The sequence below is a fragment of the Rhodococcus sp. AW25M09 genome (assembly GCF_000333955.1).
Classification (GTDB): domain Bacteria; phylum Actinomycetota; class Actinomycetes; order Mycobacteriales; family Mycobacteriaceae; genus Rhodococcoides.
Window position 1 is genome coordinate 1 of record NZ_CAPS01000034.1, and the last position, 22,122, is coordinate 22,122.

Sequence of the window (22,122 nt, forward strand, 5' to 3'; positions counted from 1 at the left end):
GTGCCGCAGCATCGGCGTCGGCGGATATCGTCATCTGCTCGCGCCGCTCGTCGGTGAGAACACCCTGGGCTTCGAGGTAGGAATCGAGGCGCGCGAGGGGATCTCGGGCCAGCCAGCCCTCGACTTCGTCGGCCTTACGGTAGCGCGTCGCATCGTCGGCGTTGGTGTGCGCATCCATGCGATAGGTGTGCGCCTCGACCACCACGGGTCCCTTGCCTGCTCGGACGTACTTCACGGCCTCGTCCATCACGGCCATCATCGCCACCGGGTCGTTGCCGTCGACCTGCTCGCTACCGATGCCGTAGCCGACGCCCTTGTGCGACAACGACGGAGCGGCACTCTGTCGCGCCAACGGAACGCTGATGGCGAAACCGTTGTTCTGCACCAGGAAGATCACCGGGGCTCGGAACACTGCGGCGAAGTTCAGGGCCTCGTGAAAGTCACCTTCGCTGGTGGCACCGTCGCCGCAGAACGCGAGGGCGATGGTGTCTCGTCCCTGCTTCGCCTCGGCATACGCGAAGCCGGTCGCGTGCAGCAATTGTGTTGCCAGAGGGGTGCATTGAGGTGCGACCTTGTAGGCGGTCGGGTCGTAGCCGCAGTGCCAGTAGCCGGCGAGCATGCCGAGCAACTCCACCTGGTCGACGCCTCGCGCCGCGAGAGCCATCGAGTCGCGGTACGTCGGGAACATCCAGTCCTGCTCGCCCAGGCACAGGGCGGCCGCGATCTGGCAGGCTTCCTGTCCGCGTGAGGACGGATAGACCGCGAGCCTGCCCTGCTTGGTCAAAGCCGTTGCCTGTTGGTCGAATCGGCGGCCGTGGACCATCGAGCGGTACATCTCGAGCAGGCGCTCGTTCGACGGGTGTGCGTATCGGGCGGCACTGTCCACGCCCGTCCCATCGGGCGCGAGATACTGCACCGGACGGTCGGCAGGCATGAACTGTTGGTAGGACGTTGCCGGAACCTTCTCGACTGTCGTCATGGGTCATTCTCCTGGGATCGGCTTGTACGGCGATTCTGCATGCTTCATGGCAAGTTGCGGACCAATAGCCGTCGGCTTTGGACAATTGGTGATCGGAGAACGAAAACCTGGCGCTATTGTCTTTGTAGGCACGAAATCGAAAGGGCGTGGGTGGACGAATGGTGGAGGTACGCGGTGAGGTGGAGCTCGACGACGTCGATCGTCGGATTCTTCGGGAACTCAATGTCGACGGGCGACTGTCGATGCGGGTCTTGGCGGACCGCGTGCACATTTCGCGCGCACATGCCTACAACCGCGTGGACAGGCTGAAGGAATCGGGAATCATCGAACGGTTCACGGTGCAGATCGATCATGCGGCCGCCGGGCTCGGTACTTCTGCGTTCATCGCACTGTCCATCCGCCAAGATTCGTGGCGCACAGTGTCAGATGGTTTGCGCGCCATGGAATTCGTCGACCATTTCAGTTTGCTGGGAGGGGATTTCGACGTCCTGGTACTCATCCGGACGCCGGACAACGAGAGTTTGCGGCGAGTTGTGCTCGAAGGTCTGCAATCGCTCGACGGCGTTCGCGCAACCCGCACGTGGTTGATCTTCGACGAGGACCGAGGCGGATTGGACGGGACGCCGACCGTTGCGTGAGCGGCCGGATCGCTCTGCGTTCATCGACCGTTCACGCGAGATGGAACCCCATGGGCGATCGACAGAATTCGAGAACGATTACGAGGTGGTCGCCGCCGTTTTGGAGGCCTCTCGGGCGCGCCGTCCAGCGAGAGTGCGGGCAGCCTCGTCCGGAGTGACGCCGTCGATGTCGGAAATCTCGAAGACCTGATTCAGAGTGTCGCCGATGGCAACTGCTCGCTCGTGGACAACCGACTCGGACCAACCGAGAACCTCGCGCCCCACGAGGTGGATGGCACCGCCGGCGTTGGCCACGAAATCGGGTGCGTACAGAATTCCGCGTTCGTGCAGGATGTCCGACGCGTCCTCGTGGGCAATGACGTTGTTGGCGGCACCGGCCACGACCGAACAGTCGAGTGTTCGCGCCACCTCGGTGGTGATGACGCCGCCCATAGCGCAGGGTGCGAAGACATCGCACGAGGTGGACAGGACGTCGTCGAGGGCGATCGCGGTGTGGCCCAACGCGACAGCGTGTGCCACTCTCTCTGCGTCGGTGTCGGCCACCAAAAGTTGCGCACCCGCTTCGGCGGCGAGCGAAGCCAGTGATCCTCCGACTGCGCCCAGGCCCTGGACAAGGACCCGCAGACCGTCGAGTGACCCCAGCCCGCGGTGCGCAACGGTCGCCTTCATCGCCTCGAACACCCCAACGGCAGTGGTGAACGCGCTCGAACCCGCGCCGCCGCGCTCGAGCGACCGGCCGAACACGAACTCGGTGGTGTCGTTGAGAGTGTCCATGTCGGCCGAATTGGTGTTGACGTCCGGTCCGGTCCAGTAGTTGCCGGACAGCTTGTCGATGTTCTCGGCGTGGATTCGGAGGATGCGTGCCCACGTGCTCGGATCGATCGAATTACGCGGCGCGGGAAGCGCAATCACGGATTTGCCCCCGCCCATCGGAAGGTTGCTCACCGCCATCTTCAACGTCATCGCACCCGCCAATTTGCCGGCGTCGGTGAGGGCGTCCGCCAGCTGTGAGTACTGTGCGGCTCTGGTGCCTCCGGCCGCCGGTCCGAGTTGGGTCGAATCGAGTCGAATGACGAAATGGGCACCCGTCTCACGGTCGAATCGGGTGACCGTCATTTCCCCGTCCCAGTTCAGTGCGCTGTCGATGCTCATGGTTGACCCCTTGATGTTCGATGGATGCAGCGGACGTATCTGACTCCGAGCGGTCCCGATTCGGGCCCGCGGCGATGGAGGGTTCGTCTTCATAGCATGCCGAGTGCGTTCCGAAAATGTCTCGAAGGATTCACAATCGGAGACAAATCGAAGGCAATGAGCAAGCGCTGCAGCCGATTGTCCAACGCGACCTTGCGGATCACGTCGTGACCTGGAAAAAGTGAATGCCGCTGGGCATGACCGGTGCACAGATCACGCATGTGGTCAGCGAGCATTTCCTACGAACACAGCATGCCGCCCTGCGACGTTCACTACTCGGTGCGTCACACCGAGAACGCGCAACTCAGGCCACTCGATGCACTAGTCACTTTCCCTACGGATTCATGGGTCCATGCTCGTTGTCACTTCTGCGGCGAAAGGTACGAAGCCCGGTCAGGATTGCGGCCGCAGCAAGCAAACAAGTAGCCACCCATGACCAGACCGCAAACGCACCGTCCTGAGTCCGAATAACCGAAACAACGGCCCAGAGCAATGCCTGCGCCGACCAGAAGAGAACCCACCTTTTCCCGCTCGGAAAATTCACCGTCACTCCTCGCATTCTCGAGGGATCCCGTGCACCGATAACACTGAATTGTGGTCGTTCCAGCACAGCAAGCAGACGCTGTTGCGAAGGCCGCTCCGCAGTTCACGACGAGACAGTATCCGCAAGCTAGAGGGCCACCTGCGCACGTGACACCGCATGCCACGGAACTCGGAACCGCTGAGAATCTCCATCCGGGTCACGAGCGGCGCTCCCTGTTCACAGGGGTGGGACGAGTCCGAGATGCACGAGCTCGTCGAGGGGTTCGCGGATACTGCCGGTGCCGAAGGACGCGAATGCGCGCTGGCCCTCGATCGTGGCAACGAGCCCGGCGAGGACGTCCGCATCTCGGATCGCCAAGATTTTCTCGAGCTCACCGATGCGCGCGCCGCTGTGCGCGGCCTGCGCCGCGAGGATCACGTTGAGGAAGCCGTGCTGCTCGAAACCATTGTCAGGATCGGTGTTACGGGCCGCGTGGTGCAGACCGGCTGTGGCCTTGAAGTGAATTTCGCGCCGTGCAGCCTCGTATATCGCCGCCGCGAGCTCGTGCTCGGTCGGATGCATGTCGGCCGTGAGACCGCCGGTCCTGAACTGTGCGCGATACCCACGCTCGTCCACGGCGTCGAAGATGTCGTCTCGTCGGGAGTCTCGGGGGATCTCGACATAGATGTCGATGTCCTGTCTGATCCTGTGCAGCGCATCGATGTGGGTGCCGTCGGGGACTGCGACCTCGATGGACACGACGGTCACCCCGGCCGTGCGGTCGGCGGCGCGCAGGCCGGCCTCGACCGAGCCGGGCCCCAGCGGCACGGTCAGCGACACCTCCATTCGGGCGACGAGGTGGAGCTCCGGGAGGCGATCGACGGGGACGACCAACGGCCCCACCAGGTCTGCGAATGCACTCGTTCGATGCCGAAGATGTTGTTCTACAGCGGCATCGAGCGTCATGCCGCCCGACGTGAGGAGAGAGGCATCGTCGCACAGGCGGTGGAAGAAAGGCGGGATCATCGAATCGGCTCCCAAGAGGTGGCAGCGGAGCCGAGCTTCCGGTAATCGGTCACGCGTTCTCCCGTCCGTTCGGTTCGACTCGTCGAGTTACGGGCGAACATCACGGGCAACTCTAGTCAAGAGTCATTCCGTCACTCCCCGGGTGCCGATGTCCACCACGCGGCTCAGTCCAGTTCGGGGTGGGCCATGATGGACTCATGAGCTCGAAGAATCTGTTCGGTGGTCCCCGGACCCTGCTGATCGTTGCTGCAGTGGTCATCGTGATTGCACTTGTTGCCGCTGGAGCGACGCTGATCGTTCGTGCAGTGCTCGGACCGCCGGAGGGCGAGAATCCCCTGCTGACCGAGAACTCGTCGATGGCGGTCCATCAGACAATTCCGAGCGAACCGTCGACCGCGGTTGTCGCCGCGTCGGGCCTCGTGCTGTCGATCGGTTAGCTCAGGCGGGCGTGTCTTGGCCCATCGGGTAGCCGGCTTGGCGTAGGCCGAACTCGACGGCACCGCGGTGGCCGAACAATCCCGGCAATCCGCCGGTGTGCAGTAGCACGGTTCGCTCTCCTGCCTTGATCGTCGAATCTTCCACGGCAGCAACGAGTCCGGCGGCGGCGCGCCCGGAATAGACGGGGTCGAGCACGAGCCCCTCGGTGCGGGCGACCAACGTCATTGCTGCCGCGACGGAATCCGACAGCACTGCATATCCCTCGCCGACGAGATCGCGCCGCAATCTCAGCTGCTCGCGATCGATCGGGAGATCGGCGAAATGCACAACGCGATCCACCGGATCCGAGACGGCTCCGCAATCGACGCCGAGGACGCGCGCGGCGCCGAGGCGTCTGACGAGCCCTGCCATGGTTCCTCCAGAGCCGACCGCTGTGACGATCGTGGTCACCGCGGGGATCTCGGCGACAATTTCGTCGGCGCACGAGGCATAGCCTTCGACACTGGTGAGAGAGGTACCGCCGAACGGGATGAGCGATGCCTTCTCGCCCAATTCGGCGGCGGTCTCTGCCACTCGATCCTCGAGCGAGTCGGTGCCCGCCCAGACTATGCGCGCTCCGAACAGGCCGTCGAGCACGATATTTCCGTTGTCGGAGGGGTCGGGTGCGCCGGCGAGGACGAGCACCACGTCGAGGCCGAGGCGTGCCCCGGCGGCAGCTGTGAGCCGGGCGTGATTGCTCTGCGCCGCGCCGCTGGTGACGAGCGTGGTGGCCCCGGCCTCGATCGCCGCGCCGCACAGCCATTCGAGCTTGCGAATCTTGTTTCCGCCGCCGCCCGGCCCGAGTAGGTCGTCACGTTTGATCCACAGATCGTCCGCGCCGAGTCCCAACGCCGCGGCCAGGCGTGGTGCGGGTTCGAGAGGCGTCGGATATTGCGCGAGGGTCACCGTGGGCATGGGGCAACTGTAAAGCGTCCGGTGCCGGTGAGCAGGCGTTGTCGAAACTCGACGGTAGTGCTAAGTTGAAGGTTCAACTTAAACACCAGAAGGACCCGCCATGACATCCGTGATCAACCCGCCGGTCGCGGGCGCAGCGTTCGACGCATTTCTCGCCGATGCCGCACCCACGAGCCGATCGCAGAAAATATGGACTCCGAGTGACGGGCCGATGCCCGCCCTGTACATCAGCCATGGCGCACCCCCCGTATTCGACGATGCGCTCTGGATGAACGAGCTGTTCACCTGGTCGCAGTCGATGTCGAAGCCGAAGGCGATCCTCATCGTCAGCGCACACTGGGAAGAGGCTCCGCTGAGCCTGTCTGCGTCGGCGGCCGCGACCCCGTTGGTCTACGACTTCGGCGGCTTCGCCCAGCGTTACTTTTCCATGGAGTACCGGACGCCCGAGGCGCAGGCGCTGGCCGACAGAGTTGCCGCGGCCATGCCCGCGTCGGAGAACCTGCACCAGCACACCGCGCGTGGACTCGATCACGGTGCCTGGGTGCCGCTCAAGGTCATGTACCCCTATGCCGACGTTCCCGTTCTGCAACTCAGCCTGCCGACGCATGCGCCCAATCGGTTGATGGCGATCGGAGCGGCCCTCAAAGAGCTTCGAGCCGAGGGGGTACTGGTCATCGGTTCCGGCTTCATGACGCATGGGTTGCCGTTTCTGTCGCGGGAGAACTTCTCGGCCAACACCGTGCCCACATGGTCGGAGGATTTCGATCTCTGGGCCGCCGACGCGTTGTCGCGCGGTGACGTCGACACGCTCGCGGACTTCCGCAGTGCCGCACCGGGAATGCCGTATGCCCATCCCACCGTCGAGCACTTCACGCCACTGTTCGTCACCTTGGGTGCCGCAGAGAACCCGGAGGCCCCGGTGACCACCAAGATCGCGGGCTTCCAGTTCGGCTTGGCGAAGCGGTCCTTCGCAGTCGCGTAGAACCCAGGGCCATACAGTGGACCGATGACACCCGCCCCCGGTCCACTCGCAGGCCTCGTGGTCGCGGACTTCTCCCGTGTGCTCGCCGGCCCGTACGCGACGATGATGCTCGGCGACATGGGCGCAGACGTGATCAAGATCGAGCGACCCGGCACCGGTGACGACACCCGATCCTGGGGTCCGCCGTACGACTCCGCCGGTACGGCAACCTATTTCAACTCGGTGAACCGGAACAAGACGTCGAGGTTCATCGACTTGCAGTCCGAGAGCGGCGGAGCCGAGGCGCGCGAGATCGTCGCGGGTGCCGACATCCTGATCGAGAACTTCCGAGCCGGAACCATGGACCGGTTGGGCCTGGGCTACACGGAACTCTCGCAGACCGATCCCGGGCTGATCTATTGCTCGATCACCGGATTCGGCACCGGCGGCGGGGCAGCGCTCCCCGGGTACGACCTCGTGGTCCAGGCGGTCGGCGGACTGATGAGCGTCACCGGTCCCGATGCGTCGACACCCACCAAAGTGGGAGTGGCGATGGTCGACATCGTCACCGGCCTACACGCGCTCAGCGGAATCCTTGCGGCACTGCATCATCGATCGAACACCGGTGCGGGTCAGCAGGTGCAGACCTCGCTGATGGCGTCGGTACTGTCTGCTTTGAGCACTCAGTCGTCGGCTTATCTCGGTGCCGGCGTCGTGCCGGTTCCGATGGGAAACAAGCACCCTTCGCTCGTGCCGTACGAGGTGTTCGAGACCGCTGACCGACCGCTGGCACTGGCCGTGGGCAACGATCGTCAGTTCCAGGCGTTGGCCGAAGTGCTCAATGAGCCGAGACTGGCTGCGGACGAGCGCTTCTCGTCCAATTCTGCGCGTGTCGAGCATAGAGACGAGCTGGTCGACATCCTGACCTCGGCGTTGCAGACGCGTACCGCGGACGAGTGGTATCGACAACTCATGGCCCGACACGTTCCCGCGGGGCCGGTCAATTCCCTCGAGGAGGCCTTCGCGTTCGCGGAGTCACTCGGGCTTCAGCCTCGGGTCGAGGTTCCGGGAGCAGCGTCCGACGGCGTCCGAAACCCGCTGGACTTCTCGGCGACGCCGGTGAGCTACCGCATGCCGCCCACGCCCTGGACCCGGCTCTAGTTCAACGCCCACTTCACCGACACGGACACGCTGACGGTCTGCTGTCCCGGTTCGATGGGCACATCGAAGGCCGCCGAACTGGCGGACTCGCGGAAGCTACTCGGCTGCTCCTGGCCGGTGATCGACTCGGTGATCGACAGAACGTCGCCGAGCTCCCCGCCTGCGAGGCTCGCGTACTGCTCGGCGCGATCGCGGGCATCGGCGAACGCCCTGGACCGAGCGTCGGCGATCAGCTCGGAATCGTCGTCGATCCGGAACGAGACCCCGGAGATCCGGGTCGCGTTTCCACCCGCGGAGGTCGCGTCGCCCAGCACTGCAGACGCCTTCGACAGGTCGCGAACCGTGACCTGCAAGGTGTTGGTGGCCTGATAGCCGGAGATTTCCGAGGTGCCGCCAGGGAGAGCGCCGGAGTACTGCGGATCTATCGACACCTGTTGAGTCTGGATGTCCTCGCGGTCGACGCCTGCTGCGATCACCGCGTCCGTGACATCACCGACTGCCACGTTGGCTTGTTCGATAGCGGCAGTGACATCCTCGGCCGAGGCCTGGACGCCGATCCGCGCCGTCAACGTATCGGGTGCACCCTGTACTTCTCCCACGCCGTTGACGTTCACTCCGGGAGGTCCATCGGGGGACGTGGCGGCTGGACCGCTACATCCCGCGGTCAGGGCCACTGTCAGCAGCAGGGCCGATGCGCACGATCCGATCGTCCATCGATTTCGACTCACCGCCGCAGTGTCCACCATGGCAAGCGAATTGGAAAGGCTCAGGGCTGTGACTTCAAAGGCTCAGGGCTGCGACTCCAAAAGGCTCAGGGCTGTGCCTGGTATTCGACGTCGAATAAGACGGTCACCTCGTCCACTACCTTCATGGCTCCGAACATCTGCGAATACGGTGTGATTCCGTAGTCCGACTGACGCACGGTGGTCCGAGACGTCAGACTCTGCGTCTCCCCGCCGCCGATGACCTCGACCGCGATCTGCTTCGTGACGCCATGGATTTCGAGCTCGCCGGTGATGAGGAATCCGCGCTCGTTCTCGGTAACGTCAGTCGAGACGAAGTGAACCCGCGGGTGTCGCTTCGCCTCCAGAGCCTTCAGCGCATTGGCCTTCGCCACGATCGCTTCCGGACCGAGCCACGGTGTCGCTCCGCCCTCGCCGCTGACGACGTTCAACGATTCGAGATCAGCAGTGAGCTCGACCCCGACCGGAGTGCCCGACGAGCGTTGGACCGACGCCGTCCACGATTCGATCACGATGGTGAGTCGATGACCCATCTTGGCTGCCTTGCCGGTGACGCCCGTTTCGATGGCCAACCGGCCACCGTCGGATGCGTCCAAGGTCCAGGTGTCGGTCGTCATCTTCGTGACTGTAGACGCGTGGTGGCGGCGAGAACCGGCCGGAGGTGATGACGGGAGGATTAGTGTGAAGCCATGTTCTCCAATTCCCCTCGAACATTCGTCGCTGACGCCCTCCGCGGTTTCGTTGCCGCTACCGATGACATCGCCTGGCATGCGGATCCCGGATTTCTGACCCGTCGCTATCGCATCTCCGACGGTCAGGTCGCCCTGCTGTCCGGTGGCGGATCGGGCCATGAGCCGATGCACGCCGGCTTCATCGGCAGCGGCATGCTGACCGGAGCGTGCCCCGGTCTGGTGTTCACCTCGCCCAACGCCCTTCAGGTGCACGAGGCATCGAAGGCCGTCGACTCCGGCGGCGGCGTGGTGCACATCGTGAAGAACTACACCGGCGACGTGATGAACTTCCAGATCGCCCGGGAATTGTTGCAGGAGGACGGCATCGTTGCCGACGTGATTCTCGTCGACGACGACGTCGCCAGTGAGAGCGAGGACGGCCCGGGTCGACGCGGCACCGCTGCCACCATCGTCGTCGAAAAGGTCTGCGGCGCCGCGGCAGAACGCGGTGACAGCCTGCAGGCGGTGGTAGCGCTCGGGCGTCGAACTGCTGAGAACGCACGCAGCATGGCCGTCGCGCTGAACCCGCCGACACTGCCGGGCGCGGACGGGCCGTCCTTCGAATTGCCCTCGGACGAAATCGAACTGGGCATCGGCATCCACGGCGAACGCGGTACCGACCGAGTACCTGAGCTACCTGCCCAGGAGATCGTGGCGAAACTCGCCGAGCCCATCGTGACCTCGCTCGGGCTCAACTCCGGCGAATCGGTGATCGCTGTCGTCAACGGACTCGGCGCAACCCATCCGCTCGAGCTGCACCTGCTCTTCGGCGAGCTGTCGGAATACCTGTCCGGCAAAGGGATCGAGATATCCCGCTCGCTCGTCGGCAGCTTCGTCACCGCGCTGAACATGGGCGGAGCGTCGATCACCCTCGTACGCGCCGACGACGAGATGCTCGAACTCTGGGACGCACCCACCGAGGCACCCGCTTGGCCGAATGTCTCGAGCCGTGGCGCGAAGCCAGTGGGCGAACGCGGCGGTTTCGGACCGTCCTACGCACCCTCCGATGCGGGCGAGAAATCCGCCTTCGTCTCGACCTGGATCGGGGCCTGGGTACAACGCGTACTCGACGAAGAACCTGCATTGACCGAGCTGGACCGTAAGGCAGGCGACGGCGACTTCGGAACCAACATGATGGCCGCACTCGAACAGCTCGACCTGGGCGCCATCAAAGAAAGCTACTCGGCCGCAACGGTATTCGAAGCCGTCAGCGAGGCCTACCTCGGCCACTCGGGCGGCACGTCGGGCGCGCTGTTCGGCATCTGGTTCCGGCAGTTCTACCGGACCATGCTGGAATCCGAACCCGATGCCGCGTCCGTTGCCGCGGCCGCACGTGCGGGACTGGACAGCATCACCGAACTCGGTGGAGCCCGCGTGGGCGACAAAACGATGGTCGACGCCATCACCCCTGCCGTCGATGCGCTCGAGACGGACGGCGGCACCCTGCAGGCTGCCGCCGACGCCGCGAAGACCGGAGCCGAATCGACGAAGGACATCACCGCCAACCGTGGCCGCGCCAGCTATGTCGGTGAGGCCGCTCGAGGCGTCGTCGACCCCGGTGCCTTGGTCATGGCCTGGTTCTTCGAGGCAGCCGCTAGCTCAGCGAGCTGAGAAACACTGCCGCTATCGCTTCGAGGCCGGCCTGATCGTCGGCGTCGAAGCGGTTCGGTACCGGGCTGTCCAGGTCGAACACCCCGATCAGGGTCTCGCCCTGGTACAGCGGTACGACAACCTCGGAGCGAGTGTCGGCGTCGCACGCGATGTGGCCGGGGAAGGCATGAACGTCGGCGACTCGCTGAGTCTCGCGGGTGGTTGCGGCTGCGCCACAGACACCCTTGCTCAGAGCGATGCGCACGCAGGCGGGCTGACCTTGAAACGGACCGACGACCAACTCGGTGCCGTCGTACAGGTAGAAGCCGACCCAATTGACCTCGGGCAGAGCGTGATACACCAGTGCGGAGAGGTTGGCGGCGTTGGCGACGAGATCGGATTCGTCGAACACCAGGCCCCGGGCCTGCTCGGCGAGCTGTTGGTACTGCTCTACCTTGGTTCCGTCGAGTTCGGTCGCGGTGAAGGCTGTTGCGATGAAGGACATACGCCGAGTCTAAGCGCCCACCCGAGCACCACCAGATACGTCGACATTCCGCCCACCTGAACGCGTTGAGCGATGCCGAGGCCGTACTCACCGGGCAGGTTGTCTGCAATCAACAGCCACGCCGTGGCCAGCGTTGTCAGCGCCGCGACGGCCACACCCAGGGTACGAAGCAGTGGGTACAGCCGATACCGGAACGCGGCGAGCGTGAACGCGATCATGACGGTGAAGATGGCGAACACTGCGATCGTGCTGGTGAGGGCATGAAGGTGATGCAGTTGCGGGAACAGTCCGCTCGGCTCGATCGGGCAGCTCGGGTCGTCGGCCGCGACACACTCGAGCGGGAGTTTCGCGTCGGCGATGGTGGAAGCACCGAAGATGCCCGACGCCACCCAGCCGGTGACGACGAGCCGTCGACGCGGGGTAGCGAGAAAGCCGAGGACCGCGGCAACGATCATCAGTGAACCCGTGACGACGTCTGCGGTGGAGAACAACTCGCGGTACGGCTGATCGCGGGCGTCGAGTTCGCTCAAAAACGATCGGGTCGGGTTGAGACCGGTATCGAGAAAGAACTCGGCCACCCACGCGGAGTACAGCAGTCCGGCGAGGATCAGAGACACCACCGCAAGTACTCGGCGGACATCCACACCTTCGGTTTTCGAGCGCACCGACCAAGGCTAGCCAGTGAGTAGGTCGGCAGCTGCCACCGCCAATGCAACAGCGGAGTCGCAGTCGTCCGTCACGATGGACAGGGTGGGCGTCGTCCGGGCATAGCGCGCGGCAGTGTTGTCCTTTTCGGGCATGCCGAGCACGGGGTTTCCCAGCACGATGTCCGCGAAGCACGACGCATTCGAGCCGCGTGTTTCTACGGTGTAGCCGCCCTGCTGGACGGGCTCGCGGTCTGTCGAACGTAAGTCGCTGTCGACGTAGCCGAGATCGATGTGGAGCATCGCCAAGTGTTGCTCGAACGTCGACGACGACACCATGAAATGGCAACGGTACGGATCCGATCCTGGTCGCCACCGGTCCACCGTCCAGGTTGCGGGCAAGTGCTCCAGAACGGCGCATAGATCCTTCGATGCCAGCGGAAGGTTGTACTTGGATTCGGCGCGCAGTGGTGGATCGTCCAGTAGGCCGAGTGCGGTCTCGGCGATGGATTTCGCCGCGGTGCATGCATCCCCCACCCTGCGGGACACCTCGATCGAGGCGAAACTACGACCGGATGCGGCGAGGAAGACGTCCATGGTCCCCGTTGTGGCACCGTCGAATTCGTCGCGGAGCGCAAAGCTGATGCCACACCCCCCTTGCGATGAGTCGTCGAGGTACGCCTGTTCGCCTCCGATTGTGACCTGCTCGGTGTCCCGATCGTCGGACGACGGCCGATGTCCGTTCAGATCGATCGTCACGGAGTCGGTTGCGCTCGATTTGGGGGGATTCAGGCTGGCCGAGCACGTGCTCAGGTCGCCGTCGGGGCGGAGTTGCACCACCGTGCCGAGGGCAGCGAGATCGGCCTCGATGAGAAAGCCGCAGGGATCGAGACTGCGCACGAAGTCCGCGGAGTCGGCCAGATATCGGTCCGCCTCGGACATTTCGAACCCGTACCTGTTCGATGCAGCAGGAGACGAACTGCTGGCGGGGGATGCAGTGCCGAGCACTACCGCCGCGCATCCGCTTGTCGATACCGCCAGCACTAGCACCGTCGCGGCAAGAAACCATCTTCTTTGCATCGTCTTACATCCCCCGCACTCGAACCGACCCGATCATTGGGTTGGACGCGCGGAGACCTCAGAAGGTTTCACTCATCGACAAGTTCGTTCTGGACGCGGTCGGCGGCGACGGCGGGGTCCTCGTGTTCCCAGATCCGCACGACGCGCCAGCCTTCGTCGCGCAGTCGTCTGTCGGTGTCGCGATCGCGGGCGACGTTCGCGGCCAATTTGTCGGCCCACCACTGCGCGTTGTTGCGGGGCTTGGTCGCGTGAACCGGGCAGCTGTGCCAGAAGCAACCGTCGACGTACACCGCGACCTTGCGCCGGGGGAACACCAGATCTGCCCGTCGCCGCATGCCCTTCAGCGGAGCGCGGTCGACGAAATAGCGCAGGCCCCGCCGGTGCAGTGCTCGCCGCAGCGCTACTTCCGGTTTGGTGTCGCGGCGGCGCTGCTTGCTCAGTCGGGCGCTGGTCTTGGCGTCGGTGACAGGGCGGTCGGCGCTCACACCGGAACCCGCTCGGCGTACCCGCCCATGCGCTCGAGGTGGGCGTCGAGGTCGTCGAGAAATCCCGGCACGAACCGCAGGTTGCCGGCTCGTGCCCGCTTGAGGAACCCGGCCGTCGCGCGCGCCGAGAGCAGCTTCGAATCGTCCAGGAAGTCGATCAGATCCTCCGCGGGCTCGTGCACCGGCATGGTCGATATCGGGACCCGGAAGCTGGAGCGGTCGCGTCCCCAGGCTGCAGTCGGCCAGGCCTGCCCAGGAAGCAGCGCCAGATCTCTGGAGGCGTCGTAGGGCTTCGGGTCGTCGAGTGCTCGCGCGGCCCACGACGCCATCCGCACACTGACGGCGTTGCCGACGAGCTTCCAACGATGCCCACTGCGGACACCGGGTTGCTGCAGGGCGGGGAGCGTCCAGTCCGGGTCGAATCCCTGCAGGCGCTCGGCCCCGACGATGCCGGGGGTGACGATCTCGCCCGACGGCAACCGGACGGCCGGGGGACTGGCGATGCCGAGCGAGGATCCGCCCTTGAGGGTGGGCACCGCGTTGACGGCCCAGCCGAGACCGCGGATGCCCTCGGTCCAGTAGAACCCGCACGGCATGGTGGTCGGATCGCCGTCGGGCAACGGTCCGGCATCCTGCGAGAACAGCACCTCCCGCGGATCGTCGGTCCGCGAGGCCAACATCACCACCCGCTGCCGACGCTGCGGTAACCCGAACGCTCGGGCGTCGACCACGCGGTAGGCCCACATGTAGCCGAGGTCCTCGAGCGCGTCGGTGATGTGGCGCATCGCGGCTCCGCGGCCGAGTTGCAGCATGAACGGCACGTTTTCCATCAGCAGCCAGCGCGGACCGCGCCTACGCGTGACCAGCCGGAACACCTCGTCGACCAGACCGGATCGCGCACCGGTGATGCCCGCGGTGCGTCCGGCCTGGGAGAGGTCCTGGCACGGAAAACCTGCTGCGACCAATTCGGTGTCGGCGGGCAAACTGCGGAGGCGGGTGACGTCCGGGTGCAGCGGGACGTCGGGCATGCGGGCGGTGAGGACGGCTTGGGCTCCTGGATCGACCTCGCACAGCAACTGCGTCGACCAGCCTGCCTCGGCCAACCCGAGCTCGAGACCGCCGATCCCCGCGAACAACCCGACCATCGACCGTGCGCTCACGTGTGCCCTTCCCTCGCCCGACGGCCCTACGTTACTCATCGCTGTTGCTCTTGACCTCGACCTTGCCCCTCGGTTTCACACTGGAATGCACGCGCCGAAAAATCGGTTGGAAAGTGAGCCTGTGCAATGAAATCATCTGAGCACAGCAATAAGGAGAAGAACCTGTGTCTACGGGTGTGCTCGATCCCGAAACTCGAACCGTCGATCAGTCATACCCGAAAGTTGCGCGTACGCCTACGTCGCTGCAGCGTTTCGCGCCGTTCCTTTCCCCGTACAAGTGGTTCTACATCGGCTCGATCGTGGTCTCGCTGATTGCGACCATGACCGGTTTGGTCATTCCGCTGGTGATGCAACGTGTCATCGACGGCCCGATCACCGACCGGAATTTCTCTGCGGTCTGGTGGCCGGCGGCTCTCGTTCTCCTGCTCGGCACCATCGATGCAGTCGGCATCTGGGTTCGGCGTTACCTGGTCTCACGGCCGTCGAGCCAGTTCGAGATAACAGCGCGGGCAACGGTATTCGACAAGCTGCAGCGACTGTCGGTCTCGGCTCACGAGAGTTGGGAATCGGGGCAGTTGCTCTCGCGCGCCATTGCGGATCTCGGTTCGCTGCGCCGCTTCATGGCCTTCATCGGCCCGTTCATCATCATCAACGCCGTCACCCTGGTCGTGGGCATCGGCGTATTGCTGGTCCAGTCCTGGCAATTGGGACTGATCATGGTGGTGACGTCGGTGCCGTTGGTGATCGCCTGCACCAAGTTCGAGACCCTGTACCGCGTCGTGGCGCGTGATGCTCAGGATCAGGCGGGCGATGTCACCACGACGGTCGAAGAATCCATCCAGGGCATTCGCGTCCTGAAAGCGTTCGGTCGAAGTGCGCACCTGGGCAAGCAGTTTCTTCGTCAGGCCCGCACACTGCGGGGAACCGAGCTGAAGAAGGTGCGCTACCTCGCGATCATCTGGGCCGTGATCGTCGGACTGCAACCGATCACCATCGGCGCGATCCTGGCCGTGGGTACGTACTCGATCGTGCAGGGCACCATGACGGTCGGCACGCTCGTCGCGGCCATCGCCATCGTCACCTTTCTGCTGTGGCCGATCGAATCGTTCGGATACCTGCTGGCCGAGCTGAACAACGCACGCACAGCAGCGGATCGCTACTGGGAAATCATGGACACCCCCGAAACCGTGACCGATCCGGACAATCCGGTCGATTTGCCCGAGACGATCCGTGGCCGAGTGCAATTCGATCGCGTCGGATTCACCTTTCCCGACGCGTCGTCGCCGCTGCTCACCGGCGTCAGCTTCGTCGTCGAGCCGGGGGAGACCGTCGCGCTCGTCGGGAACACCGGCAGCGGAAAGACTGCACTGACCAACCTCGTGCCTCGCCTGTTCGACGTCACCGAGGGGTCCATCACGATCGACGGTATCGACGTGGCCTCGATGCGGTTGGCCGATCTGCGATCCATCGTCTCGGTGGCGTTCGAGGATCCGGTGCTGTTCTCGGCCAGTGCCCGCGAGAACATCGCGCTCGGGTCCCCGGGCGCGTCCGATGCCGACGTGGCCGAGGCGTTGGCGATCGCGCACGCAACGGATTTCGTCGAGCAGCTGCCGTGGGGTCTGGCCACCCGCATCGGTGAACAGGGTATGAGCCTGTCCGGTGGGCAGCGGCAGCGCCTGGCGTTGGCGCGCGCGGTACTGGGCAAGCCGCGGGTGCTGGTGCTCGACGATCCGCTGTCCGCCCTCGACGTGGACACCGAAGCGAAGGTGCAGAAGGAACTACGGCGCGTGTTGGCGCACTCGACGACAGTGCTGGTTGCGCACCGGCCGTCCACTGCTGCGTTGTCCGACCGCGTGCTCTATCTCGAGAACGGAACAATTGTGGAACAGGGAACGCACGAGGGACTGCTGGCGTCGTCGCCGCGGTACCGCGAGGTGATGGGGTCGGTCCATGAGTGATCAGACCTCGACCGAGGATTGGCGTGGCGTCGGCGGTGAGGACTCCGAGGTCGACGCCACTGGAAACCTGGTGTTGGCCGGGCGTTCTCGTCGGTTGCTCGCCTCGCTGGTCCGCCCGTACAAGAAGCAGGCGCTGGCGTCCTTCCTGATCATTCTGGTCGACAACATCACCTACGTGGCAGGTCCGCTGTTCGTCGCCTATGCGCTGGACAACGGGGTCGGCGCTGCGGGGCAGGGTGATTGGGGTCCGCTGCTGTGGGCGGTGGGCGGATACACCGGCTTCGGTCTGCTCGGGATGTTCACCACCTACGCGTTTCTCACCGTCTCGGGACGCCTGAGTCAGAACATCCTCTACGACCTGCGCAAGCGGGTGTTCGACCATGCGCAGAAGCTGAGCCTGTCGTTCCACGAGAAGTACACCTCGGGGCGGCTGATCTCACGACTGACCAGCGACGTCGAATCTCTGCAGACCCTGCTCGAGAGCGCGCTCAACGACGCGTTGACGGCCATTCTGTCGATGGTGTCGATCGCGATCATTTTGGTGTATCTCGATGTGCCGATGGCGATGATCGTGCTGGCCGGCTTCGTCCCGCTGGTGCTCGTCACCAGGTGGTCGCAGCGGCGACAACGCCAGGGATACCGTCGGACACGGGTGGCTATCGCGCGCGTCGTGGTCCATTTCGTGGAGTCGATGGGCGGAATCCGTGCCGTGCAGGTGTTTCGGCGCGAGGGACGCAACGATGCGATTCTCGATACCGAGGATTCGGAGTACCGGGACGCCACCACCGCGGCGCTGCGCGGCATGGCGAGCTACACCGGCATCGTGCGGTGGATCGGCAACGTCACACTCGCGATCATCCTGGTGTTCGGCAGTTGGCGAGTGATCAACGGGCACATGGATATCGGTGTGCTCGCCGCGTACGTGCTGTATCTACGACGGTTCTACGGGCCGCTCGACGAGCTGGCGATGGTGTTCAACGCTTACCAATCTGCCGCGGCGGCGCTGGAGAAGATCTCCGGTGTGCTGGAGGAAGAGCCGTCGGTGACGGCACCGAAGAACCCGGTGGAGGTGGGAATCGCCAAGGGCGACATTACGTTCGACGACGTGCACTTCGCCTACGGCACCGAACGCGTCGTGCTGCCGGAATTCTCGCTGCACGTGCCTGCGGGTCAGGTGGTTGCGATGGTCGGAGCTACCGGAGCGGGCAAGTCGACGTTGGCAAAGCTGTTGGCGCGCTTCTACGATCCGACCGCCGGAGCCGTGCGGCTCGACGGCATCGATATGCGTGAGATCGGCGACGAGGACCTGCGTCGCAACGTCGTGATGGTGACGCAGGAGTCGTTCCTGTTCTCCGGATCGGTGGCAGACAACATTCGTCTCGGACGCCCCACGGCGACCGACGCGGAGGTGCGCGCGGCCGCCGAGGCCGTCGGACTGACCGAGTTCATCGCCTCTCTCCCCGACGGTATCGACACCGATGTGCGCAAGCGTGGTGGCCGATTGTCCTCGGGCCAAAGGCAATTGGTTGCCTTCGCGCGAGTGTTCCTGGCCGCGCCGTCGGTGATCGTGCTCGACGAGGCAACCTCGAGTCTGGACATCCCGAGCGAGCGACTGGTGCAGCGTGCGCTCGAGACGATCCTGCAGGGGCGAACTGCGTTGATCATCGCCCACCGACTCTCGACGGTGGCCATCGCGGATCGGGTGCTCGTCATGGCAGACGGTCACATCGTCGAAGACGGAACCCCTGACGACCTGATCGCGGGGGAGGGACGCTTCGCGCACCTGCACGAGGCGTGGGAGGACTCGCTGGTGTGAGTCTCGCCTAGGTCCAGGGTGTGATGGGCGGTTTCACCCACATGATCTTCTCGTCGGCGTGCTGGGGCGTCGCACCGTCGTGGCTCGGGTTCTCGGCTGCCCAGGCGGATTTGCGGTCGAGCAGCTCGGCCACGATGGTCCACGTTTCCATCGTGCTCGGTGGGTGCAGGTCGGCGGCGCGCGCCAGTTTTCGGCGGACGGCGTCGGTGAGGTCGAGGAGTTCGGCACCGGTGATGCCGCGGTCCCACACATACCGCGCCAGGGCCGTGGCCTTGTCCTGTCGACTCTTCGCGGCCTGTTCCGAATGCGCGAAATCGAACTGCCCGCCGCCCGAGTTCCCTGTCGTCACGGGTATGACTGTAGTAAACGTGGGTAAAAGGCACGTCCGCTTGTTCTCGATGGGGGCTTGTCGCATACCGTAGGTGGGTGATCACTCAAGCATCGGGTGCCGAGCATGCCTCCGTCCCCGCGTCCGGCTCGACCGACGCGAAAACCTGGCCCTCGATCCTGACGTGGCGAGCCCACGATGTTCCCCGTATGGAGTCCGTGCGAGTCCAACTATCCGGCAACCGGATCAAGGCGGCCGGACGCATCATCGGTGCCGAGTGCGCCGATCATCCTGCCTTCAGTGCGTCCTACGACTTGGTGACCGACGAATACGGCGTCACCAAGCGGCTCTCGGTGCGCACCTCGCTGGCCTCCGGTGACCGTCAGGCATCGGTCAGCCGCGACGACGAGGGCTACTGGATGGTGGAGAACAGCTCCAGTCATCAGCGCTCGACCTACAGCGGTGCACTCGACGTGGACATGGTGCTCAGCCCGTTCTTCAACACCCTGCCGATTCGTCGGTTCGGTCTGCACACCCAGGTCCAGGACGTCGAGGTGCCGACGGTCTACGTCAACCTGCTGGACCTGAGTATCCAAGAGGCGACCTTGACGTACAGCAGCGGTTCCGACGGCATCTACGTCATCTCACCGGTCTCCACGTCGTCGGTGAAGGTCGATGCCGACGGCTTCGTTCTCGATTATCCGGGACTGGCCGAACGGATCTGACGTACGACGCCACCGCGTCGACCCGCGTCCTGCATCTTCTCCCGCCACCCCGGCTCGCCCGGGGTGATGTCGGTGATCTCGAAGCGCTCGTGCTGCTCGTACTGCAGGCGCGCGGTGTTTCCGGCGTCGACGAGGGTCTCGGTCGAGCTGTCGTCCAACTCGCGGCGGGCGGCTGTGAGGGCGTGCAAGGCCTCGTCGAGCGCGGTGGTGAGGGCGGCCGCGTTGCCCTCGGTCATCGCGCGGACCAGATTGGGCGACGACGACGCCACCCGCGTCCCGTCGCGGAACGAGCCCGCGGCCAGGCCCAATGCCAACGGACCGCCGGCGGCCCCCACGATCGCCAGCGCCTCGGCCAGCAGATGCGGCAGATGGGATATCCGAGCGACGGCGCGATCGTGCTCGACGCTTTCCGCAGGCACCACCACCGAACCGCAGACCAGTGCGAGCCGGGCCACGCGGACCCACACGTCGGCGTCGACTCCCGCGTCCGTTCCCACCACCCACACCGCGTCCGTGAAGAGCGTCGGATCGGTGGCCGCCCAACCCGAGGTGTTGGTGCCGGCCATCGGATGCCCACCGACGTAACGCGCCTGTAGTCCCCGAGCAGCCACGGCGGCAGCAACCTCGGCCTTGACGCTGACGACATCGGTGAGCGGAGCCGTAGGTGCGTGCTGGGCGACAGCGGCCAGAACGGAGTCGACAGCGGGCATCGGAACGGCGATCACGATCAGCGCGTCCTCGGCTGCTGCCCTGGTCAGAGCGGCTTTCAAGTCGGTCCCGACGTCATATCCGTCGGCCACAGCACCGGCGATCGCGTCGGCCGATCGGTTCCATCCCCACACCGGGCGACCCGCATCGTGAGCCGCGCGCAATATCGACCCACCGATCAGACCCAGACCGAGAACGCACACCGAGGAAGAAGTCACCCGATCAGATTGGCACAGGTGGGTGGCGCCGAGGGGAGGTGGACTTCGAATACTCACCCCTATCGGACTACCGTTGCGCGCATGGCCGCACAGCGCGCGAAAGACAATCGCGCATCCGCATCGGAGTACGACGACCTCGAGGGATTCGGCGTTGCAGTTGTCCGAGAGGACGGCAAGTGGACCGTGACGCCGCTGTCCGACGACGCACTGACCAGCCTGTCGGCGGCAGAGACCGAACTGCGTGAACTGCGCAGCTCGGGGGCAGTGTTCGGACTGCTCGACGTGGACGAGGAATTCTTCGTGATCCTGCGTCCCGCACCGAACGGCACGCGCCTGCTGCTGTCCGACGCGGTCGCCGCAGTCGACTACGAAATCGCCGCGGACGTCCTCGACGCCCTCAACATCGAGATCCCGGACGTCGACCCCGACGAACTCGACGACATCGAACCCTACGAAGAGGGCGACCTCGCGCTCCTCGCCGACCTCGGACTACCGGAGGCGGTACTGGGCATCATCGTCGCCGAGACCGACGACTACCCGGACGAGCAATTGCAGTCCATCGCCGAACGACTGGGCTTCGAGGACGAGTTCGCCGCAGCGGTGAACAAGCTGCGGCGGTAACCGATGCCGGTGTCCGACGCGGACATGATCCGAGCCGCGCTGTCGGCCGCAGCCGAGGCATCGGATGCCGATGTCCCCGTCGGAGCCGTCGTGTTCGACCCCTCGGGACGCGAGATCGCCCGGGCCTGCAATGCGCGGGAGGCGTCGGGCGACCCCACCGGACATGCGGAAGTGATCGCGTTGCGTCGAGCAGCTGCGGTGCACGGTGACGGCTGGCGCCTGGAGAACTGCACGCTGGCCGTCACCTTGGAACCCTGCACGATGTGCGCGGGGGCGTTGGTCTTGGCCCGCGTCGGAGCCGTGGTGTTCGGGGCCTGGGAACCGAAGACCGGAGCCGTCGGTTCGCTGTGGGACGTCGTCCGCGACCGCAGGCTGACCCACCGGCCACAGGTGCGCGGCGGGGTGTTGGAAGCCGAATGCGCCGACGTGCTGACACAATTCTTCGCCCGCCAGCGCTAGCGGTCTTTTCTCAGGCGAAAGTGGCACCTGAGCAGGCGATTTAGCCTCAGGCGCTGATTCCGGTACAGTCTTCTGCGGTGGCGTGTCCGAGCGGCCTAAGGAGCACGCCTCGAAAGCGTGTGAGGGTTCACCCCCTCCGAGGGTTCAAATCCCTCCGCCACCGCCACGAGCCCCTCACCTGTTCACGCAGGTGGGGGGGCTTTTGTATGCGCCGGCGACGGTTTCGGCGCAAACGCGCGCGCGTTCGTCAGACGCGCGCGGTCTCGCTACGATTTCGGGCTTATTTCCCGTGCACCTGGCAAACGCGCGCGCATTTGCGGGGCTTGGGGGACGTGTGGGCTGAGGTGGCGTCGAGTTCGCGTGGGTATTGCGGGTGCAGCTCGGGGGTGAGCGGGTTCTCGGGGTTCGTGGTGAATCACCCTAGGTTCGGCGCAAACGCGCGCGCATTTGTCAGACGCGCGCGGTCTAGCTACGGTTTCG

Annotated in this window: 23 protein-coding genes and 1 tRNA gene; 11 read left to right on the plus strand and 13 right to left on the minus strand. The window is 64.9% G+C overall.

The window, feature by feature from the left end; translation table 11 throughout:
• Positions 1 to 979 (minus strand): thiamine pyrophosphate-dependent enzyme (locus RHODMAR_RS06145; protein WP_008712429.1); only part of this gene is annotated, 979 nt, incomplete at its 3' end.
• 158 nt (positions 980 to 1,137) lie between these two features.
• Here RHODMAR_RS06145 and RHODMAR_RS06150 point away from each other — a divergent pair.
• Complete coding sequence (locus RHODMAR_RS06150; RefSeq protein ID WP_042938199.1) at positions 1,138 to 1,617, plus strand: Lrp/AsnC family transcriptional regulator; 480 nt, start codon at positions 1,138 to 1,140, stop codon at positions 1,615 to 1,617.
• A 78-nt stretch (positions 1,618 to 1,695) separates the two neighbouring features.
• Here RHODMAR_RS06150 and RHODMAR_RS06155 read toward each other — a convergent pair whose 3' ends face one another.
• On the minus strand, positions 1,696 to 2,769 hold the full coding sequence (locus RHODMAR_RS06155; protein WP_008712434.1) for a Glu/Leu/Phe/Val dehydrogenase family protein: 1,074 nt from the start codon (positions 2,767 to 2,769) through the stop codon (positions 1,696 to 1,698).
• A gap of 799 nt (positions 2,770 to 3,568) precedes the next feature.
• Complete coding sequence (locus RHODMAR_RS06165; protein WP_042938207.1) at positions 3,569 to 4,357, minus strand: hypothetical protein; 789 nt, start codon at positions 4,355 to 4,357, stop codon at positions 3,569 to 3,571.
• Between the two features lie 197 nt (positions 4,358 to 4,554).
• Between RHODMAR_RS06165 and RHODMAR_RS06170 the strand changes: the two genes are divergently transcribed.
• Positions 4,555 to 4,794 (plus strand): hypothetical protein, encoded by a 240-nt coding sequence (locus tag RHODMAR_RS06170; protein ID WP_008712437.1) that lies wholly within the window; start codon positions 4,555 to 4,557, stop codon positions 4,792 to 4,794.
• Between the two features lies 1 nt (position 4,795).
• Here RHODMAR_RS06170 and RHODMAR_RS06175 read toward each other — a convergent pair whose 3' ends face one another.
• Positions 4,796 to 5,749, minus strand: a complete 954-nt coding sequence (locus RHODMAR_RS06175; RefSeq protein WP_008712438.1) for a pyridoxal-phosphate dependent enzyme — start codon at positions 5,747 to 5,749, stop codon at positions 4,796 to 4,798.
• Between the two features lie 100 nt (positions 5,750 to 5,849).
• Here RHODMAR_RS06175 and RHODMAR_RS06180 point away from each other — a divergent pair, with 100 nt between their 5' ends.
• Complete coding sequence (locus RHODMAR_RS06180) at positions 5,850 to 6,731, plus strand: dioxygenase family protein (protein ID WP_008712439.1); 882 nt, start codon at positions 5,850 to 5,852, stop codon at positions 6,729 to 6,731.
• 24 nt (positions 6,732 to 6,755) lie between these two features.
• On the plus strand, positions 6,756 to 7,871 hold the full coding sequence (locus RHODMAR_RS06185) for a CaiB/BaiF CoA transferase family protein (protein WP_008712440.1): 1,116 nt from the start codon (positions 6,756 to 6,758) through the stop codon (positions 7,869 to 7,871).
• Here RHODMAR_RS06185 and RHODMAR_RS06190 read toward each other — a convergent pair.
• Both RHODMAR_RS06190 and RHODMAR_RS06195 read right to left on the minus strand, forming a co-directional pair.
• On the minus strand, positions 7,868 to 8,599 hold the full coding sequence (locus tag RHODMAR_RS06190; protein ID WP_232433592.1) for an SIMPL domain-containing protein: 732 nt from the start codon (positions 8,597 to 8,599) through the stop codon (positions 7,868 to 7,870). The two genes, RHODMAR_RS06185 and RHODMAR_RS06190, sit on opposite strands and share 4 nt — an antisense overlap.
• Before the next feature lie 83 nt (positions 8,600 to 8,682).
• Complete coding sequence (locus RHODMAR_RS06195; RefSeq protein ID WP_042938202.1) at positions 8,683 to 9,231, minus strand: YceI family protein; 549 nt, start codon at positions 9,229 to 9,231, stop codon at positions 8,683 to 8,685.
• A 72-nt stretch (positions 9,232 to 9,303) separates the two neighbouring features.
• Between RHODMAR_RS06195 and RHODMAR_RS06200 the strand changes: the two genes are divergently transcribed.
• Positions 9,304 to 10,956 carry a dihydroxyacetone kinase family protein gene (locus RHODMAR_RS06200; protein WP_008712442.1) on the plus strand — a complete coding sequence of 551 codons (1,653 nt, stop codon included), beginning with the start codon at positions 9,304 to 9,306 and terminating at the stop codon, positions 10,954 to 10,956.
• Here the strand turns inward: RHODMAR_RS06200 and RHODMAR_RS06205 are convergent.
• The 5 genes from RHODMAR_RS06205 to RHODMAR_RS06225 all read right to left on the minus strand — a co-directional run bounded on the left by RHODMAR_RS06205 (position 10,940) and on the right by RHODMAR_RS06225 (position 14,794).
• The gene (locus RHODMAR_RS06205; RefSeq protein WP_008712443.1) at positions 10,940 to 11,440 is read right to left on the minus strand and encodes a GAF domain-containing protein; all 501 of its coding nucleotides are present in this window, start codon (positions 11,438 to 11,440) and stop codon (positions 10,940 to 10,942) included. The genes RHODMAR_RS06200 and RHODMAR_RS06205 overlap by 17 nt on opposite strands.
• Positions 11,386 to 12,105 (minus strand): DUF998 domain-containing protein, encoded by a 720-nt coding sequence (locus RHODMAR_RS06210; protein ID WP_008712444.1) that lies wholly within the window; start codon positions 12,103 to 12,105, stop codon positions 11,386 to 11,388. The genes RHODMAR_RS06205 and RHODMAR_RS06210 overlap by 55 nt, the downstream gene beginning before the upstream one ends.
• 9 nt (positions 12,106 to 12,114) lie before the next feature.
• Positions 12,115 to 13,026: a hypothetical protein gene (locus RHODMAR_RS06215; protein ID WP_008712445.1), complete on the minus strand. Its 912-nt coding sequence runs from the start codon at positions 13,024 to 13,026 to the stop codon at positions 12,115 to 12,117.
• Between the two features lie 206 nt (positions 13,027 to 13,232).
• Entirely contained in the window at positions 13,233 to 13,649 is a 417-nt protein-coding gene (locus RHODMAR_RS06220; RefSeq protein ID WP_008712446.1) for a very short patch repair endonuclease, read from the minus strand.
• Positions 13,646 to 14,794, minus strand: a complete 1,149-nt coding sequence (locus RHODMAR_RS06225) for a DNA cytosine methyltransferase (RefSeq protein ID WP_008712447.1) — start codon at positions 14,792 to 14,794, stop codon at positions 13,646 to 13,648. The genes RHODMAR_RS06220 and RHODMAR_RS06225 overlap by 4 nt, the downstream gene beginning before the upstream one ends.
• Before the next feature lie 179 nt (positions 14,795 to 14,973).
• Between RHODMAR_RS06225 and RHODMAR_RS06230 the strand changes: the two genes are divergently transcribed.
• Together RHODMAR_RS06230 and RHODMAR_RS06235 are read left to right on the plus strand one after the other, a co-directional pair.
• Positions 14,974 to 16,767, plus strand: coding sequence for an ABC transporter ATP-binding protein (locus RHODMAR_RS06230; RefSeq protein WP_008712448.1), 1,794 nt, complete (start codon positions 14,974 to 14,976; stop codon positions 16,765 to 16,767).
• The gene (locus tag RHODMAR_RS06235) at positions 16,760 to 18,583 is read left to right on the plus strand and encodes an ABC transporter ATP-binding protein (protein WP_008712449.1); all 1,824 of its coding nucleotides are present in this window, start codon (positions 16,760 to 16,762) and stop codon (positions 18,581 to 18,583) included. The genes RHODMAR_RS06230 and RHODMAR_RS06235 overlap by 8 nt, the downstream gene beginning before the upstream one ends.
• Before the next feature lie 7 nt (positions 18,584 to 18,590).
• Here RHODMAR_RS06235 and RHODMAR_RS06240 read toward each other — a convergent pair whose 3' ends face one another.
• Positions 18,591 to 18,932: a hypothetical protein gene (locus RHODMAR_RS06240; RefSeq protein ID WP_008712450.1), complete on the minus strand. Its 342-nt coding sequence runs from the start codon at positions 18,930 to 18,932 to the stop codon at positions 18,591 to 18,593.
• 77 nt (positions 18,933 to 19,009) lie between these two features.
• Between RHODMAR_RS06240 and RHODMAR_RS06245 the strand changes: the two genes are divergently transcribed.
• Positions 19,010 to 19,636 carry a putative glycolipid-binding domain-containing protein gene (locus tag RHODMAR_RS06245; RefSeq protein WP_008712452.1) on the plus strand — a complete coding sequence of 209 codons (627 nt, stop codon included), beginning with the start codon at positions 19,010 to 19,012 and terminating at the stop codon, positions 19,634 to 19,636.
• On the opposite strand, the gene RHODMAR_RS06250 is transcribed toward RHODMAR_RS06245, so the two are convergent.
• Entirely contained in the window at positions 19,609 to 20,580 is a 972-nt protein-coding gene (locus RHODMAR_RS06250; protein ID WP_042938213.1) for a prephenate dehydrogenase, read from the minus strand. The two genes, RHODMAR_RS06245 and RHODMAR_RS06250, sit on opposite strands and share 28 nt — an antisense overlap.
• Before the next feature lie 63 nt (positions 20,581 to 20,643).
• Here RHODMAR_RS06250 and RHODMAR_RS06255 point away from each other — a divergent pair, with 63 nt between their 5' ends.
• The 3 genes from RHODMAR_RS06255 to RHODMAR_RS06265 all read left to right on the plus strand — a co-directional run bounded on the left by RHODMAR_RS06255 (position 20,644) and on the right by RHODMAR_RS06265 (position 21,808).
• Positions 20,644 to 21,183, plus strand: a complete 540-nt coding sequence (locus RHODMAR_RS06255; RefSeq protein WP_008712456.1) for a tRNA adenosine deaminase-associated protein — start codon at positions 20,644 to 20,646, stop codon at positions 21,181 to 21,183.
• Between the two features lie 3 nt (positions 21,184 to 21,186).
• Positions 21,187 to 21,642 carry a nucleoside deaminase gene (locus tag RHODMAR_RS06260; protein ID WP_008712458.1) on the plus strand — a complete coding sequence of 152 codons (456 nt, stop codon included), beginning with the start codon at positions 21,187 to 21,189 and terminating at the stop codon, positions 21,640 to 21,642.
• A 76-nt stretch (positions 21,643 to 21,718) separates the two neighbouring features.
• Positions 21,719 to 21,808 (plus strand) — tRNA-Ser (locus RHODMAR_RS06265).
• Positions 21,809 to 22,122: the final 314 nt, after the last annotated feature.